Raw genomic sequence first — 17,367 nt, forward strand, 5'->3', positions numbered from 1 at the left:
CTTACTGGTTTAGGAAAGGGAGAACACTGGCCCAGACTGCCGGAAAATTAAGTAAGAAAACCGGATGCGGCGCGTTGGGTATAATGCTAAGCTGGTTGTTCGGAATCATCTGATAGGCTGCTATCACCGTGGCCAAAGGAGCATTTTGATCCCGTTCGCCCGACAGCACCAGTACTGGGCAACGGATGCTGGTAAATAATGCCTTACTGGCGGTCATGGTGTTATAAAAATCGGCGAGTTTGGTCCAGTATTCCTGCAGCCGGCCGGGCTCCGGCATTAACGTCAGTTGCTGTCTCCAATACATACTGTCTAGCTCAAAGGCTGTTTGAGTATTTAAAATTACTTTACGAAGACCCGGTACTTGCTCTCCGGCGCCAATAGCAACCAGTTTTCGAACCCGTTCCGGATACATGCTGGTCAGTTTGTAGCCCGTGTACGCCCCATCGCTAAAGCCTAATACCAGTACACTGTCGGTAGTGACGGCCTGAATGACCGCATATACGTCATTGGCCTTTTGCTCATACGTTATCGGAGTGAAACCGATCTCCGACTTTCCATGCCCTCTGGTGGAGATCGCTATGACCTGGTAGGATTTAGAGAGGCTGTCAATAAAAGTGGCCATCTCATACGTAGAGCCATAGACACCACCGTGCAGCACGACAAATGGCTTGCCTTTGCCGTATATTTCGTAATAAATCCGGGCATCACCTGCTTCGGTATAATGCCCTGTCTTAGGATTATTTCCGTAGGGGATGGCCTCTGAAGGGGACGGTGTTGTTTGTGCAAAGTGACGCATTGAGGCCAATCGCTGCCCCAAAGCCGTTGACGTACTAATCCATACGATGAAGAGAAACCGCAGAGGCATGACTATGTAGTTTACAACGGCAAAAGTCGCTCTTCACATAACCCCCAGGAATAACCTAGATTAAGAAATAGACTTAAACTGGTTTAAGATCTGAACACTCAGGAAGCAATGGTTTTGCGAATTTTGCTGAGAAACTCAGGGGTAATGCCCAAATAGGAGGCGATCTGCGTATTGGGTAGGCGCGAGGCCAGGTTAGGATATGCGTCTAAAAACGCCAGATACCGCTCCTGCGCGGTTGAACTAATCGTCTGCAGTAATCGATTTTGGAGTTCTACGTACTTATTCTCAACGATGACCTTAAAAATACGGTCGAGCTTAGGTACGTTCAGGTAGAGGAAATACAGGTCCTTCTGTTCAATCTGCAGGATTACAGATGGCTCAACGGCTTCGACAAACAGCTTACTGGGCTGGCCGGAATGAAAACTGCCAATGTCAGCAATCCACTCGTTTTCAGTAGCAAATAGAATAGTATGTTCTACTCCGCTCTGGTCAATGGCGTACATACGGAAGCAGCCAGCCACCACAAACGAATAGTGTTTACAGGGGAAACCCTCCTGCAAAATAGCCTGCCTACGCTTTATGGATCGCTGGCTGACTCGGCCGTCGAGAAGCAGTTTTTCACCTGCCTCAAGTGGAATGAAACGATCGAAATGATCGATCAGCGGCTGTAGAGACATTGGTTACTATTATACGTGGAAATCCTTTCTGCCAAAGCAGATGTATCTCTGTTACAAAGCTAACAAGTCCAGTTTAGCAGAAAGGGCTTTTCCGTATCGGATGAAGAGGTGGCCAGCTTACACCACCAATTTCATAGAAGCGGGGTCCCAATGCACGATTTTTTTGCTTAAAAAGCTATCGTTACACGATAGGGCCGGTGCGGCTGCCCGAAAGCCAAACGCGGCATCTTCCACAACGACTTTACCCGTTCTAACAGCGTCAAAGAAGTTCGTAATATGATCCAAATGGTCGCTGTAACCCTCGGGGGCTTTGTAAACGATATCAGCTTTGACGGGCCTTTTTCGCTGGTCTGCTGTCCATTTAGCATCGTACTCCTGCTTCATTTCGTCCTGTATACGTTGAGAAAACGTAAACAGCGAATCGTATCCGCCAAAGCCGGGCGCTTCGGGCATTAAACTGTGCCTGACGCTGATGTTGTTGCCAATGACATCGATCACCCCTTCCGAACCAACCAGCCTGATGACTTCCTGCCCACCCGTTCCACTGATGAAATTCACCTGTAGGGTCAGCTGAAAGGCAGCGTGTTCCGGGCTATCGGGATACTGCATTACGCCCGACATTACATCCGGCAGGTTGCGGCCGTCTTTCCAGTAACTAAACTGACCGGTGCTGTAAATACTTTTGGGGCCTTTCGAATTAGTGATAAAATGGGTGCCGCTCAGCAGATGAATAAACAAGTCGCCCGCTACGCCCGTGCCCACTTCCTTGAAGGCCCGCCACCAGAAAAACTTCTTGCCATCATAGGGTATTTGCTTTCCTGTAACGGCAATGAACCGGTCCCAGTCGGTAGTCATGGCATCAGCATCTTTAGGAATGGTGTATTCCCAGGCACCAATAGAGCTTTGCCGGTCATACACGGCGTTCACCATGTTGAGTTTGCCGATCTCGCCTGCTGCCAGCAATTCCTTTGCTTTAGCATAACCCAGGCTGCTGACCCGTTGGCTACCTACCTGAAATACCTTCCCCGACGCTTTAGCCGCTGCAATGACCGGATAGCCCTGGCTGATTTTGTAGACCATCGGCTTTTCGCAGTATACGTGCTTACCGGCAGCCAGCGCATCGAGGGCGATGCGTGCGTGCCAGACATCATGCGTGGCAATGATTACGGCATCAATGTCTTTGCGGGCCAAAAGTTCTTTATAATTACGAGTGATGTACAGTTCATTGCCGAATTTTTCTTTGGCGTTATCTAACCGGCCTGTATATAAATCGCAGATGCCTGCCAGCTCAACGCCCGGCACTTTGAGCGCTGTTGCCAGGTCAAAATGGCCCTGAACACCGTAGCCGATTACCCCTAACCGAATGGTATCATTGGCCGATACCGGCCGCTCATACCGCAGGATGCGTTCTTCAGCCTTCTCCTGAGCAGCCAGCGACGATAACGGTGCCGACGCTGCCACCAGACTGGTTGCGCCAATTTGCTGCAAAAATTGCCTTCTGGAAGCTGCGATATCTTTTTTCATAAGCGTATAAGGAAAGGTTGGAAGCTATTTAACCAAGTAGCTTCCAAAAGCAATTTTCTGGCTGACGGGGCTCCGGAACACTACGTTGATTGTGCCCTGGTCAATACAGAAATCAGGGGAGAGGTTTGTGATGGTTCTTATGTTGAGATGCATCGTTTTTGCCAAGCAGATGGGCCTGCTTGCATCGGATGCGTAGGCAATGTGAGCAATCCAGGTAGTATCGGGCGAGAGGTGCGCAAACCAGTTCGATTTGTCGTCGAACGTCAACTGTCCATCGGCCGGCATGCGCCAGATCTGCATAGGGATGGTATGGTACAAATTGAAATAAACGTGTTTCCCGTCGGGCGACTGATCGGGGCCGTCAGCCAGCCCTCCGGCGAATGCTGGATCTGAATGTGTCTGCACAGGTTTGAAAACTAGTCCAGGCCCGAAACTTCCTCACGAAAAAACGGGGCTCACTATAGGTGAAGCCCCGTTTTTTGATACCGGCGTGTAGTAAATGATAGGGTGGCGGGCAGTGAATTGACCTGGCTGTATTTACGCCGCCAGCTTAACCGAGGTCATGGTCAGTGAACCGCCCACGGCCTTATCGTTGAAAAAAGACACCTTATCTTTTGGCCCCTGCAAGCCCAGCGTATACATCAGCGGCAGGTAATGTTCCGGTGTTGGAATGGCAAGCAGGGCTTCTTTCCCCAGCGTGCTGTAATTGATCAGAGGCTTGTGATCACCCGATTCGATCAGCGATTTGAAGGTGTCGTTCATACCAACAGCCCAGTCGTAGCCATACGAAGGGTCTTTCAGGCGGTCCCAGGCTACCATGCGCAGGTTATGTACCATATTGCCGCTCCCTATGATAAGCACGCCTTTTTTCCGGAGTGCATATAGTTCGCGGGCCAGCTCATAATGGTATTGCGGGCCTTTGCTGTAATCGATACTGAGTTGCAGTACCGGTATGTTCGCTTTCGGGTACATGTGCCGCACGATGGTCCAGGTGCCGTGGTCAAGTCCCCAGTCGTGATCTAATTCAACCTGCGCCGACTGAATCAGCTTGGTCGTTTCCAGGGCCAGCGCGGGCTGACCGGGGGCGGGGTACTGCACGTCGAAGAGGGCCTGGGGGAAGCCGCCGAAGTCATGAATGGTCTTCGGAAAGTCCATCGCCGTTATGCGGGTTCCCCGCGTAAACCAGTGCGCCGAAACAACCAGCACGGCGGTTGGAACGGGAATTTCACTTGCCAGTTTGGTCCATCTGCGGCTGAACTCGGTATCCTCGATACCGTTCATGGGAGATCCGTGTCCGACAAACAGCACAGGCATTAGTTGGTCTTGCCCCGGTAAGCTGTCGGTGAAAGTTTTGAAAGCGGATAAAGTTGTCATTGCTGTTGTGCCTGTTAGGAGTAACCGCACGAACCGACGTCGTTCGAGGTCAGTCATGTTCATAAGGTAGATTTTTATACGAATCGGTACGGCTGATGCTGCGGAACGTACCTGTCCGTATAATTAAACTGATATGTATCTGCTTTTCAGTTGGTTATTGCATGGGTTGCCGCAAAATTACCAGTCAGTGATGCAGCTTTCCATTGATCTGAATCAAGAAAAGTCATTGATTCAGATCAATAGCCTGTTGGCAACAAGTACGACCGATTATTCATCAGCCAGTCGTCGGCGGATCCGACTAAGGGTTTCGGGCGTGAGGCCGAGGTAGGAAGCGATCATGTGTTGCGGAACCCGCTGAACAATGTTGGGATATAACGCAACAAGGTCTCGATACCGCTCTTCCGGCGATAGGCTGATGGTTGATGTTACCCGTCTCTGCAAGGCAATGTAGGCGCCCGTAATAAGCTGTAGCATGTAGGCCTGGTAGCTGGGCGATCGTTTTAACAATTCTTCATGTGCTGGCTGGTTGATAAGCACCAGTTCCGAATCGTCAATGGCTTCGATGGTATAAACAGACACTTCGCCGGTCAGAAAGCTGTATAGATCGGAGATGAACCAGCCTTCCAACGCAAACTGCAGAACGTGTTCTTTGCCTTCATTATCAACGGTATAGGAGCGCAACGCCCCCTTTTCAACAAACGCAACAACTTTACACACGTCTCCCTCCTGCAACAGGTACTGCTTTCTGCGTATTTTCTTTACCGACAGAAAGCTCTGAATAAGGGCACGCTCGTCGTCTGTGAGCGGCATTTTTGCGGTAAGTTGCCTGAAGTAATTATCGTACATGGTGGGTGCAAACTGGCCGGTAAAATAACCGGTAACCGGCAGATTTTACCGATTTGCCGTGCGCTGTTTGATGGCCTGCGTCTGGTGCCCGGGCAGCTAATTTGCTGGTTTGGATGAACCACGCCGGGCCTTTGGTATCTGTTTGTGAACTGATCGTGCGTGAGTCAGCAATCATTAACCTGAAGAGGTAGTGCTGATTGAATTGGCTGCGTGAATGAATACCCACGGGTGACGTATTTTGGCTCTATACCGTATAAAATATAACTATTTCAAGTGAATGCATTCGTTGAACCCTGTATAGGCTGTTGGTCTTACACTTTTCTAATGTTTTCTAATTTCCTTTTCACGCGGTTATAATACCTGAGCGCCTCTTTTGTATCACTCAATAGTGATACAAACATGCAACGCCGACACTTTCCTTCGGTTTTACTATATGGCTTTGGACTGGCACTCACCCTGTCTCTGGCCTTCAATGGCGTGTTGCTGCATGAGCAAAGTCTACAGCGCAGCAGTAAAGAAAACGAACTTGGCGGGCTGGCTTTCCCGGTTGGGTACGTTGCCTGGCAGCAGCAGCTTGTTGATTGTCAACGGGCCAATCAGCAGAAAGATAGCCTCATTCGCCAGTTAGAGCATGCGCCCAATGCCCCGCCGGGGAAAGCGATCACCCTGCGGCGTACATCCCCCAATTAAACTATCCCAATTCACCGCACCAGTCAGCTAAGGCACCGCTCAACGGGTTGTTGCCGAACTGACAGCTAACCGGTTCCAGCAGGAACAACTACCGTGGCTGGTGCCCACCTATTACCATAACAGCTGTATGAAAAGAATTCATGTGCTCCTGGGCTTGTGTGCCTTAGTTTTCCTCACAAGCTGCGCAAAAGAGGAAGAAAAGAAAGAAGAAGAGGTCAACTATCTGGTGACTACTCCTTTGGTAAAAGACACAACAATCACGAAAGATTATGTGTCGCAGATTCGGGCCTACCGCCACATCGAAATGCGGGCGCAGCAACGGGGTTACATCCAGAATATCTACGTAGACGAAGGCCAGTCGGTGAGCCAGGGGCAGATGATGTTCCAGATCATGCCCAAGCTGTATGAGGCTGAACTGCAAAAGGCCGAGGCCGAAGCGAGCTTCGCGAATATCGAGTACCAGAACACCAAGAAACTGGCCGATAACAAGATTGTGGCACCCAACGAACTGTCGATGGCCAATGCCAAGCTAGACAAGGCCAAAGCGGAGGTGTCGCTGGCGCAAACGCATCTGGGATTCACCAAAATCCGGGCACCTTTTTCGGGTATCATGGACCACTTCCAGGTACGTCTGGGCAGTATGGTTGACGAGGGTGATCTCCTGACGACCCTGTCTGACAACAGCAAGATGTGGGTTTATTTCAACGTACCTGAAGCCGAATATCTGGATCTGAAAAGCCAGGCGGCGTCGGGTAACCTGTCTAATGTGCATCTGATGCTGGCCAACAACCAGATGTTCCCTTACCTGGGCAAGGTTGAAACCATCGAAGCGGACTTCAACAATACGACCGGTAACATCGAGTTTCGGGCCACGTTCCCGAACCCGAAAGGGGTGTTGCGGCATGGCGAGACGGGTAATGTGCAGATGACGCTGCCGTTCAAAAATGCCATGATTATTCCGCAGAAAGCCACCTATGAAGTGCTGGAAAAAAAGTATGTCTATGTGGTGGATAAAAACAACGTGATCCGGTCAAGAGAAATTGAGGTAGCCGCTGAGTTGCCGCACATTTTCATTGTCCGCTCCGGTCTGAAAAAAGAAGACAGAATCCTTCTGGAAGGCTTGCGTCAGGTAAAAGAAAACGAAAAAATACACCCCAAGTTCGAGAAGCCCGAAGCGGTTGTTTCCAATTTGAGCCTGTATGCCGAGTAATCAACGAGTCTAAAAACCAGAAGACATGTTTAGTAAATTCATACGCAGGCCTGTATTCGCGATTGTGATCTCGGTCATGATCGTGTTTATTGGTGTACTGGCTATCAAGAAATTGCCTATTTCGCAGTTCCCTGATATTGCCCCGACAACCGTCAATATATTTATTGCGTATCCTGGTTCCAGCGCCGACGTGTTGGTAAAATCGACGTTGATTACCCTGGAACAGGCTATCAATGGGGTGCAGGACATGCGCTACATCGCTACCGATGCAACCAGTGCGGGTGAGGCAACTCTGCGTATCATTTTCGAGCCCGGCACTGACCCGAACGATGCCGTTATCCGGGTGAAAACGCGGGTTGACCAGGTGATGCCGCTGCTGCCCGAACTGGTACAGCGCGAAGGCGTTATCATCACGCCCATTCAGCCCAGTATGCTGATGTACGTCAATCTCTATTCGAAGGATAAGAGCATTGACGAGAAATTCCTGTTCAACTACGCTACCGTGAAAATGATCCCTGAAATTCAGCGGACCAAAGGGGTAGCACGGGCGCAGATTCTGGGTAGCCGCCGGTACGCCATGCGCGTTTGGCTGAATCCCGAGCGCATGCGGGCCTATAACGTCTCGACTGAGGAGGTGATGAAGGCCATTGGCGAGCAAAGCATCATTGGGCGCCCCGGCCGGATTGGGCAAAGTTCGGGTATTGCGGCTCAGTCGCTGGAATACGTGCTGACCTATAAAGGGCGGTACAACAAGCCGGAAGAGTACGAAAGCATCATTGTCCGGGCCAACTCGGAAGGGGAAAGCATTCACCTGCGGGATATTGCCCGCGTTGAACTGGGTAGTGAATTCTTCGATATCTACTCCAATCTGGACGGTCACGCGTCGGCGGCTATCGTGTTACGGCAGAACTACGGAAGTAACGCCAGTGACGTAATTGAGGAAGTGAAGAAGAAACTGGAGGTGATGAAAACGTCGTTCCCTCCAGGCGTAGACTATAAAATAAGCTACGACGTATCCAACTTCCTGGATGCGTCTATCGAGCAAGTAATCGACACCCTGCGCGATGCGTTCCTGCTGGTAGCCTTAGTCGTATTTATCTTCCTGGGCGACTGGCGGTCTACGCTGATTCCGATTCTGGCGGTGCCGGTGTCGCTGGTCGGGGCCTTCTTTGTCATACAGGCGTTCGGGCTATCCATCAACCTGATTACGCTCTTTGCTTTGGTACTGGCCATCGGTATTGTGGTCGATGATGCCATCGTGGTGGTGGAAGCGGTACATGCCAAGATGGAGGAGAAGCCGTATCTGACGCCTTTTGGGGCGGTCAAGCAGGTACTTAGTGAGATCAGCGGTGCCATTATCGCCATTACGCTGGTGATGGTGTCGGTGTTCCTGCCGATCTCGTTCATGACGGGTCCCGTAGGTACGTTCTACCGCCAGTTCTCGATCACCATGGCCAGCTCCATCGTGATTTCGGCCCTGATCGCCTTAACACTGACACCGGTGTTATGCGCCATGTTGTTGAAAAACCATCATGGCCATGTGCAGAAGAAAAACCTGCTGACCAAAGCGCTCGACAGTTTCAACCGGGGCTTCGATAAACTCACTGGTCGGTACGTGAGCCTGCTCCGATTAATTGCCAGCCGCCGCGTGGTTACGTTCCTGATTCTGATTGGTTTCTGCGTGGGTATTGCCTACGAGAATAAGGTGTTACCAGCCGGTTTTATTCCGAACGAAGACCAGAGCACGATCTACGCGATCATTCAAACGCCACCGGGTTCAACGCTCGAAAAAACGAACGAGGTATCACGTCGGCTTCAGAAGATTTGCGAAGAAGTGCCGGGCATCGAATCGATCTCCTCACTGGCTGGATACGAGATCATGACCGAGGGTCGTGGCTCCAACGCAGGTACGTGTCTGATCAACCTTAAACCCTGGTCTGATCGCGACAAGAACGTGAAAGAGATCATGGAAGAGTTGGAAGAGAAATCAAGAAACCTCGGCGCGACAGTCGAATTTTTCGAGCCACCAGCAATCCCCGGATTTGGTACGTCGGGCGGTTTTTCAATGCGTCTGCTCGATAAAAATACCGACACGGATTACAGCGAGTTCGATAAAATAAACAAGCAGTTCATGGAGAACCTGGGCAAGCGCAAAGAGCTGGCTGGCCTGTTTACGTTTTTCGCCGCTAATTATCCGCAGTACGAACTGGAAATCGACAATAACCTGGCCATGCAGAAAGGCGTGTCTATCGGAAAAGCGATGGATAACCTGAACATCATGATCGGTAGTACCTACGAACAGGGCTTCATTAAGTACAACCAGTTCTTTAAAGTATACGTACAGTCTGACCCAAGTTTCAGACGGCTGCCCTCTGATCTGCTGAAGTTGTACGTGAAAAACGACGCGGGCGAAATGGTGCCTTACTCGGCCTTCATGAAGCTGAAAAAAGGGCAGGGACCGAACGAGATTACCCGGTTCAACCTGTACAATTCAGCCGCCATTCAGGGCTTGCCCGCCAAAGGATTCACGACGGCCGACGCTATTACGGCTATCCGGGAAGTGGCCGCCAAGACGTTGCCGAAAGGGTATGACATTGCCTTCGAAGGGCTGTCATACGATGAATCGATTCGGGGTAATGAGTCGCTGTACGTGTTCCTGATCGTGTTGGCCTTCGTATACATGGTATTGGCGGCACAGTACGAAAGCTTCATCATTCCCTTGGCCGTGGTGTTCTCGCTGCCTGTTGGGGTGTTCGGCTCGTTCCTGCTGCTGAAGCTCATGGGCCTGGAGAACAACATCTACGCCCAGATCGGCCTCATCATGCTGGTTGGTCTGCTGGGTAAAAACGCCGTACTGATCGTGGAGTTTGCCGTGCAGAAACGCCAGCAGGGTGAAACCATTCTGAACGCCGCCATCGAAGGGGCCAGGGTTCGTTTCCGCCCGATCCTGATGACATCGTTCGCGTTCGTGGCTGGTCTGATTCCCCTGATCACGGCAACGGGCGCCGGGGCTATCGGTAACCGGACCATTGGTGCCTCGGCCCTGGGCGGTATGATGTTCGGTACCATTTTCGGGGTCATCATCATTCCGGGCCTGTACTACATATTCGGTAGCCTGGCCGATGGTCGGAAGATGATCCGGGATGAAGAAAATGAGCCATTGACCGAAAACCTGGTTCATCAGTTAGACGATTTCCCTGAAACAGAAGAAACTCCTAATCATGTTTAAAAAACTCATAACCAGGTGCTTGGGGGTTGCCTGCCTGACAGTCGCATTTACGGCCTGCAAAACGCCCGCGCTGATCACCCGAACAGAGAACCGGAACGTACCTGTAAGCTTCGGTACCTCGCAGGACTCGACTAATACGGTTAACCGTCGGTGGCGGTCATTTTTCACCGACCCAAACCTGGTAGCGCTGATCGATACCGCCATTCGGAACAACCAGGAACTGAACATCACGGCCCAGGAAATTCAGATTACCCAGAACGAGATCCGCGCCCGGCAGGGTGAATACATGCCTTTTGTGGGGCTACGCGGTGGGGCTGGTGTTGATAAAGTAGGACGCTATACCTTGTTGGGGGCTGCCGAGGCAAACTCTGAAATCAGACCGGGTAAAGAAGTGCCTGAGCCGCTGCCCAACTACATGGTGGGGGCGTTTGCCAGCTGGGAAGTTGATATCTGGCACAAGCTGCGGAACGCCAAAAAAGCCGCGATAAACCGGTATCTGGCCAGCGTAGAAGGCCGGAATTTCACGATCACGAACCTGATCTCCGAGATCGCTACGTCGTATTACGAGTTGTTGGCGCTGGATAATCAGTTGGCTATCGTGCAGCAGAATATCGAGATTCAGAATAACGCGTTGCGCATTGTTCGGTTGCAGAAAGAAGCGACCCGGGTTACCGAACTGGCCGTGCGCCGATTTGAAGCGCAGGTGCTGAACACACAGAATCTTCAGTATGGCCTTCAGCAGCGGATTATAGAAACCGAGAACCGGATCAATTTCCTGGTTGGTCGTTACCCGCAGACCGTTGCCCGGAATTCGGCGGCGTTCAACACGATGGTGCCTGATAGTATTCGGGTGGGGATTCCGTCGCAATTGCTGGCCAACCGCCCCGATATCCGGCGGGCTGAGCAGGAATTGGCAGCGGCGAAGCTGGATGTACAGGTAGCCAAAGCGCGTTTTTACCCATCGTTGGCTATTTCGGCGGGCATCGGTTATCAGGCCTTTAACCCGGCTTATTTCCTGAAGACGCCCGAGTCGTTGATCATGTCGCTGGCGGGTGATCTGGCGGCTCCGTTGGTCAACAAAAACGCGATCATCGCTACCTACAACAGTGCCAATGCGCGGCAGATTCAGGCGGTGTTCAACTACGAGCGGACGATCCTGAATGCGTACATCGAGGTGGCCAACCAGCTCTCGAACATCAGCAATCTGGAAAAGAGCTATAGCGTAAAAACGCGGGAGGTGCAGGCCTTAACACAGTCGATCGACATCTCGAACACGCTCTTCAACTCGGCCCGGGCTGAATACACTGAAGTGTTGTTTACCCAACGCGATGCGCTGGATGCACGTTTTGACCTGGTTGAAACCAAAATGCGGCAGCTGACGGCCACGGTCAATATTTACCGGGCTCTGGGCGGCGGCTGGCAGTAAAAAAGTAGTGGATAAAAAACGGGCAGGCCCGGCTTGATCGCTCACCAGTAGCGTGATCAAGCCGGGCCTGCCCGTTTTTTGTCGCTGAACCGACCGGTCAGGTACGTTCAGCCCGCATTAGTTGTTACTGACTTAGCTGAATTTTTCCGTTGGCAATGTAAATTACCTTGCCGGGTAGGTTGATGGTTAAATTCAATGCACTACCGCTGTAATTAGCTGGCACCACCACCGTATGGGTGATGGTAACGGCATCGGTGGCCGTCGGAACCCGACCGGCCGACCAGGTTGCCGGGTCTGACCATAAACCGTTGGTAACGGTAGACATACCCACGCAATTTGTTGCGTCTGAAACGATCGGTATCGACTTGGTAGCCGAACAGCCATTGCTCGTCGCTGTCACCGAATAGGTACCGGCGGCATTGACCACCGCAGACGTAGCTGTTGGGCTTTGGCTGACTACACCCGGACCGGCGAACAGGTAGGTACTGGTTGACCCACCGCCCGTTTGAGTAGCAGTCAGCGTCAGGCTGGTTTGGGTGCAGGTCAGTGTTGTGCCTGGCCCGGCCGACAGCGTAACGCTATAAGAGGAACAGCCAGTGGTGAAGCTAAACAGCCCATTGGTTAGCAGGCCGGGAAATTGCCCGCTGAGACCGTCGATAAACGTACCTGCGTCGGCGCGAAGGGCATACCCCGTGTTGGCCGACAGGGGCTGGCCGGGGGTGATAATCCAGGTAGTACCGGTGCCGCTTACCTGTGTGCTGCTCACCGCAATCGTTTCAACAGGGGTATTATCGGCGATGCGCACCAGCACCAGATTGCCGGTCCCTTTCGTTACCGACTGGTCGAAGACCAGCGTGAGGCTGGTGGTGGCCGAAACGCCGGTCGCTGTGTTGACGGGGGTAGTAGCAATCAGGGCGGGCGCGGCACTGCGGCTCAACACCAGTTGCCCGAATGTGGTAATACCACTGCCCGGAAACCGGACATCGCCCGTTGGGGAACCCGTGGCCAGGTTGGCCGGTACATTGCTGACTAGCCAGTTGGCGATGTGGCTGTTCTGCGTACGCTCGTAAAGTCGCTGGCTGCCGGGACTACCCAAGTCAGAAATCGGCACGTTAACGTTATTGAACGTTAATGACACCAATGGCGAGAAGGCTTTAGTCGTGCCCCAGTTTCTGACAATCCAGTAGTTGTTACCAACCGAAGCCGAAGGGGGCAGGTAGGGTTTTTCGAGCAACCGGTAGGCCGTGACCGCACCGGCGGCATACGTACCTGAGGCTGGCATGTCGAGGGTTAGGCCCACGCTGGTGAATGATTTCGGGCCTGCCGACGCTACCGAACTCATGGTTTCGCTGACCCCACCGCTAAACGGCCCCGTTGATTCGACCCGGCTGACGGCACTACCCTGAAAACTGGCGTCGCGAGTACCCACGCGATCATAGATGAGGGTAGATGTAGATGCTTCGTTGAACTGGTAATACGTGAGCAGGTCGGAGTCGGTTTGGGCAGGGTAGTGCGGGTTATTTTTGGTCAGGTGCATCATCCGCCTGATCTCGTCGTCAGTCAGAGCACGTTTATAGATAGCTACCTCGTCGATGTCGCCGATAAAGGTCCGGTACCATTCGGCTCCGGCCATCGAGCCGATAGTTACATTGCCGGTGAAGGAGACTGGCGCTACGGTTCGGCCGGTGTGGGTGGCACGAACGCCATCTTTCACTATCGAAATAGCGTTGGGCTGTACTACCAGTGCCACGTGGGTCCAGATGTTTGGTTTCAGATAAAGCCCCGAATTATACCACCAATCGCCATTAGGGTGATGATACCCAATCTGCGTGCTATCGGCATTGACGTCTTTCAGGTTCAGGTGCACCGAGCCAGTTGTGGTACTTAGCGAGAGCATCCCCGCGAAGTTCACCTGCGCCCCGTTCATTTTCACCCAGGCCATCATGGTGTAGGCATTGGTGCTGGCTACGCTGGGAACAGGCGCCCGCAGGTAGTTGTTCTGGGCCGTAATCTGCAACGCTTGCCCGCGCAGCGTATCGGGACTGCAAAGCACAGCCGATACCGAAATGAAGTCGGTAAGCGTCTGGGTCGAACTGATGCCGTTGGCATCGGTGACGGTAAGTGACACATCATAAACACCCGGACTGTTATACACTACTTTCGGGTTTTCGGCTGTCGACGTAGCGGGCGTGCCCCCTTCAAACGTCCAGGCATATTGAATACCGGTGGTGCCTTCGTAGGCCGAATAATCCCGGAAATAAAGCGTATCGCGACACGTACCCGCGCTGGTTTTGTCTACTGAAATAAGGGCGTCGGCGGTTGTGGTAAAGGCCAGCGGATGCTCGAAAGCTCCCCGCGATGTACCCATACGGTAGGCTTTTTTGTCGGGTACTACATAAGCCGAGGTAACGTACCCCATCATGGGCAACCCGGTTCCCAGCATCGACCAGGTGCTCATCGTATTGTCGCGGTACCAGATGCCGCCGCCATTGGTGCTCACATACACGCCCCCGTTCGTACCCCGCTGCATGGTGATGTTCGAGGTCGCCGGTGAGGGTAGGCCAGTACTGTAGTTGACCCAGCTAGTGCCGCCATCGGTCGATTTGAGCACTTTACAGGTCGTTTGTACCTGCCCGTAACTGAGCCACACCACCGAGCCATCCTGACTCACTTCCAGGTCGGAGATGTTGGTTTTGCCATCCGTCACGGTGCTGCTGGGTGTTATTTTGGTGAAGGTGCTGGCCCCGTCGGTGCTTTTGTAAATGTCTTTGTTGTTGGTCAGCACGAAGAAAATCGATGGGTTCCGCAACGGTTGTTTTACCCGCGTGATGGTCTCCGGAAAGGTATAGAGCGAACCAGCCAATGACGTCATGTTGTCGTTGGAGAGCAACAAAACGTTGTCGTTGATCGGGTACGATTTTCCGTAGATATTGGGATGGACGGCGTGGTACTTCAGCGCCGTAATTGAATTGTTATCGATCGAATACGATTTGTCGTAGGCGGCCTCCTTGGTCACCATCCGGTATTTCCGGTACACGTCCATGGCATAGATCCAGCGGGGCTGCACCGGGTTGATGGTCAGGTCTTTCGAGTCGGCACCCCCATCATGTTCCCACCCCCCGTCGCCATCGAACCAGCGTACTTCCGTGGGGCCGTGATCATCCCCGGCGGCAATCACGTCGCCTTTAAAGGCTGAACTGAAACCCCACAGGTCGATGCCGCTGATCCACTCGCCGGTGGGCTGAATGGTCGCCATGCCATCTTTCGAGATATAGTTTCCGCCGTCCGACGCAATCAGCAACAGGTTACCCACACTGACCAGATACCGCACATCGGAGTGTACGTAGTTGACGCAGCTACTATAGCCGGGGTTATTGGTAGAAAAGGTCAACCCGCCGTTGGTCGATTTATGCACCTCGCCCGACGCATAACCGCCCAGATACATCACCGTTGAGTCGGTTACCGACACGGTGCAGTCGTCGAGCAAATGGCCAACCGCCGGATAGGCAATAGCCTGGAGCAGATCGCCGGAGGTGCTGTACTTCACAATGCCTTTGGTGGTGCCAATAGTAGTGCTGCTGCCCAGATCCTGAAACAAATTGAACAGGTAAATCTTATCGGGAGCCGCTGGCGATAGCTCCATTTTAACCGGTCCGTTCGTCGTGGTCTGGGTGACGCCATTCACGACCCGACTGCCCGGAATCAGTACCGACCAGGTTTGCCCGTAATCCGTAGACACATGAACGGCGATGCGGTTGGTTGTCGCTTCGCGGGCCGCCAGATACACGACATTGTTGCTGACGGGGTGAAAACTCAGGCCGGCAAAATTGTATTTACGCCCTGAAACGCCGATTGTCGAATGCTGCCCCTGGCTGTAGTTGGCCCCACCCGTCGAGTTGTTGAAAACCATTGTCCAGGTAGCCCCGCCGTCGGTAGTCCGGTAAATTTTTTGCCCGTAACTGGCCAGCAGCATGTTGGCATCGTGGTTCGAAGGCGCTACGAAGTAAGCCCGTTCGGTGGGTTTCTCCACGTAGTTTAACTCACTCACCAACGACCAGCTATTACCCGCGTTGGTCGATTTGAGCAGGCCCGCATCAGTAGCGGCAAATACCAGGTTGGCATCGGTCTTCGACGCTTTGATGTCGCCATAATACACGTCGCGGTTGGCATACGTGTTTTTCCCATTCGGGAATTCGGAGTCGGTCAGTTTCCAGGTAGCCCCCTGATCCTGACTTACCCACAGGCCGCCATACGACTGCCCGGCATACAGATTCTGCGTGTTGTAAGGGTTAATATATACCCGGTCGTTGAACCCACCCGACATGGTTGGCTGGTTGGAGCAGCCTTTGTCTTTACCGTGATACGGGCCAATCATGCGCCACGTACCGACCTGATCATTCCAGGTTGGGTAAGGCGATACGCTGGCCGCCTGCCGGGCATTGGCTTTGGGCGTATTGGCGCGCATGATCGACTGTGTTTCCGTAGGCGATACCGGATCGACCACTACGTTGCCGTTGGCATCCTGGTAATTCCGGTAGACCTGAAGCCAGCGCATCACGATGCTGCGCTCCTGGCTTTTCTCCAGCCCATGTACCTTAAAAAAATCGTCGTATAACCGCTTGACCTTGGTGTAGTTGGGCGTCGGTTTCAGGGTTTCAAGATACCAGTCGGCCGTTTCATGGCTGGTTTTAATAAACTTGACCGGCTGTAATTCCTGAGCCTGTGCCAGCCACGCCACGAGCAGAAGGGCAATGGCCAGATAGACTCGTCTGAAGAGGTGACCAGCGAGTGGTTGGCGGGGAATGTGGGCAGCATTCATCGGTAGATCAGTGCAGCACTTATGGGTAAACATGGAGTCGGTGGGCTAATGGTCAGCTGCTGAGCCAGTTGTTTCGCCAGGCAAACGCCGGTTCTATCTGGATCGTCACTCTGAAAAGTAAAGGTAATAGTACTTAAAAGCATGTCGGCGGCTGATGGCGTATAACTCACTATAACCCGCGCTTCGATAAGCTGTTGGCTGAACGTACCTGAGCCTGTACTGGTCAGGGTGGCCGATGTGGCGCCTGTTACATCGAGCGTATAACTGACAGGCGATTGAGCGCAGGTCTGAGGCGAGCTGGCATCAAATGTTAAACTGACCGGCGACTGGCAGGGCAACTGCGCCCATGCGGAACTGGCAACTAGTAGAAGAATAACAATAAATAAGCCTTTACAGCCGTCGACTGGCCCTTTCTTGGCTGATACAGTACCCATGTTTAACCTCGTAGAAATGCAGGTAGCAGAAAACCGTTCCCTGCACGTGCGGATCGCCGATACGAAGCGACGGTAGTTGCCGGACAGAGAAACCCGATTAATGCGAGCAATTCCGGTGCCATTGGCTGAGTAATTATTCTTAATTATGAAAAGACAATACAGTTCGATCGTAAATCAGGATTGACTCTGAATTTGTACTTATTAATCCAGCTATCGTTGTGAGATTGGGCGTTGCACACATTTTGTACCAATGATGGAGTGACTGGTAAAAAA

General features: G+C 52.5%; 12 protein-coding genes. 4 read left to right on the forward strand and 8 right to left on the reverse strand.

Annotation, left to right across the window (positions count from 1 at the left end; translation table 11 throughout):
* Nucleotide 1: 1 nt before the first annotated feature.
* From J2I46_RS07595 to J2I46_RS07620, 6 genes are all read right to left on the reverse strand, one after another.
* Nucleotides 2–865, reverse strand: coding sequence for an alpha/beta fold hydrolase (locus tag J2I46_RS07595; protein WP_207328407.1), 864 nt, complete (start codon nt 863–865; stop codon nt 2–4).
* 98 nt (nt 866–963) lie between these two features.
* A complete protein-coding gene (locus J2I46_RS07600; protein ID WP_207328408.1) occupies nt 964–1,542 on the reverse strand; it encodes a Crp/Fnr family transcriptional regulator in 579 nt (192 codons plus the stop codon).
* A gap of 117 nt (nt 1,543–1,659) precedes the next feature.
* Nucleotides 1,660–3,066, reverse strand: a complete 1,407-nt coding sequence (locus tag J2I46_RS07605; protein WP_207328409.1) for a Gfo/Idh/MocA family protein — start codon at nt 3,064–3,066, stop codon at nt 1,660–1,662.
* A 24-nt stretch (nt 3,067–3,090) separates the two neighbouring features.
* Entirely contained in the window at nt 3,091–3,471 is a 381-nt protein-coding gene (locus J2I46_RS07610) for a TolB family protein (protein ID WP_207328410.1), read from the reverse strand.
* A gap of 132 nt (nt 3,472–3,603) precedes the next feature.
* On the reverse strand, nt 3,604–4,440 hold the full coding sequence (ygiD, locus tag J2I46_RS07615) for a 4,5-DOPA-extradiol-dioxygenase (protein WP_207329137.1): 837 nt from the start codon (nt 4,438–4,440) through the stop codon (nt 3,604–3,606).
* Between the two features lie 267 nt (nt 4,441–4,707).
* Nucleotides 4,708–5,250, reverse strand: a complete 543-nt coding sequence (locus tag J2I46_RS07620; protein WP_229379649.1) for a Crp/Fnr family transcriptional regulator — start codon at nt 5,248–5,250, stop codon at nt 4,708–4,710.
* Nucleotides 5,251–5,685: 435 nt separating this feature from the next.
* Between J2I46_RS07620 and J2I46_RS07625 the strand changes: the two genes are divergently transcribed.
* The 4 genes from J2I46_RS07625 to J2I46_RS07640 all read left to right on the forward strand — a co-directional run bounded on the left by J2I46_RS07625 (nt 5,686) and on the right by J2I46_RS07640 (nt 11,841).
* A complete protein-coding gene (locus J2I46_RS07625) occupies nt 5,686–5,976 on the forward strand; it encodes a hypothetical protein (protein WP_207328412.1) in 291 nt (96 codons plus the stop codon).
* A gap of 127 nt (nt 5,977–6,103) precedes the next feature.
* Nucleotides 6,104–7,186: an efflux RND transporter periplasmic adaptor subunit gene (locus J2I46_RS07630; RefSeq protein WP_207328413.1), complete on the forward strand. Its 1,083-nt coding sequence runs from the start codon at nt 6,104–6,106 to the stop codon at nt 7,184–7,186.
* Nucleotides 7,187–7,211: 25 nt separating this feature from the next.
* Nucleotides 7,212–10,415: an efflux RND transporter permease subunit gene (locus tag J2I46_RS07635; RefSeq protein WP_207328414.1), complete on the forward strand. Its 3,204-nt coding sequence runs from the start codon at nt 7,212–7,214 to the stop codon at nt 10,413–10,415.
* Nucleotides 10,408–11,841 (forward strand): TolC family protein, encoded by a 1,434-nt coding sequence (locus tag J2I46_RS07640; RefSeq protein WP_207328415.1) that lies wholly within the window; start codon nt 10,408–10,410, stop codon nt 11,839–11,841. Before J2I46_RS07635 ends, J2I46_RS07640 begins: the two co-directional genes overlap by 8 nt.
* 124 nt (nt 11,842–11,965) lie before the next feature.
* Here the strand turns inward: J2I46_RS07640 and J2I46_RS07645 are convergent, their stop codons facing one another.
* On the reverse strand, nt 11,966–16,660 hold the full coding sequence (locus J2I46_RS07645) for a LamG-like jellyroll fold domain-containing protein (RefSeq protein WP_229379650.1): 4,695 nt from the start codon (nt 16,658–16,660) through the stop codon (nt 11,966–11,968).
* Nucleotides 16,657–17,094, reverse strand: coding sequence for a hypothetical protein (locus J2I46_RS07650; protein WP_207328417.1), 438 nt, complete (start codon nt 17,092–17,094; stop codon nt 16,657–16,659). Before J2I46_RS07650 ends, J2I46_RS07645 begins: the two co-directional genes overlap by 4 nt.
* Between the last annotated feature and the right edge of the window lie 273 nt (nt 17,095–17,367).

It is taken from the genome of Fibrella forsythiae, from assembly GCF_017353175.1.
Classification (GTDB): Bacteria; Bacteroidota; Bacteroidia; order Cytophagales; family Spirosomataceae; genus Fibrella; species Fibrella forsythiae.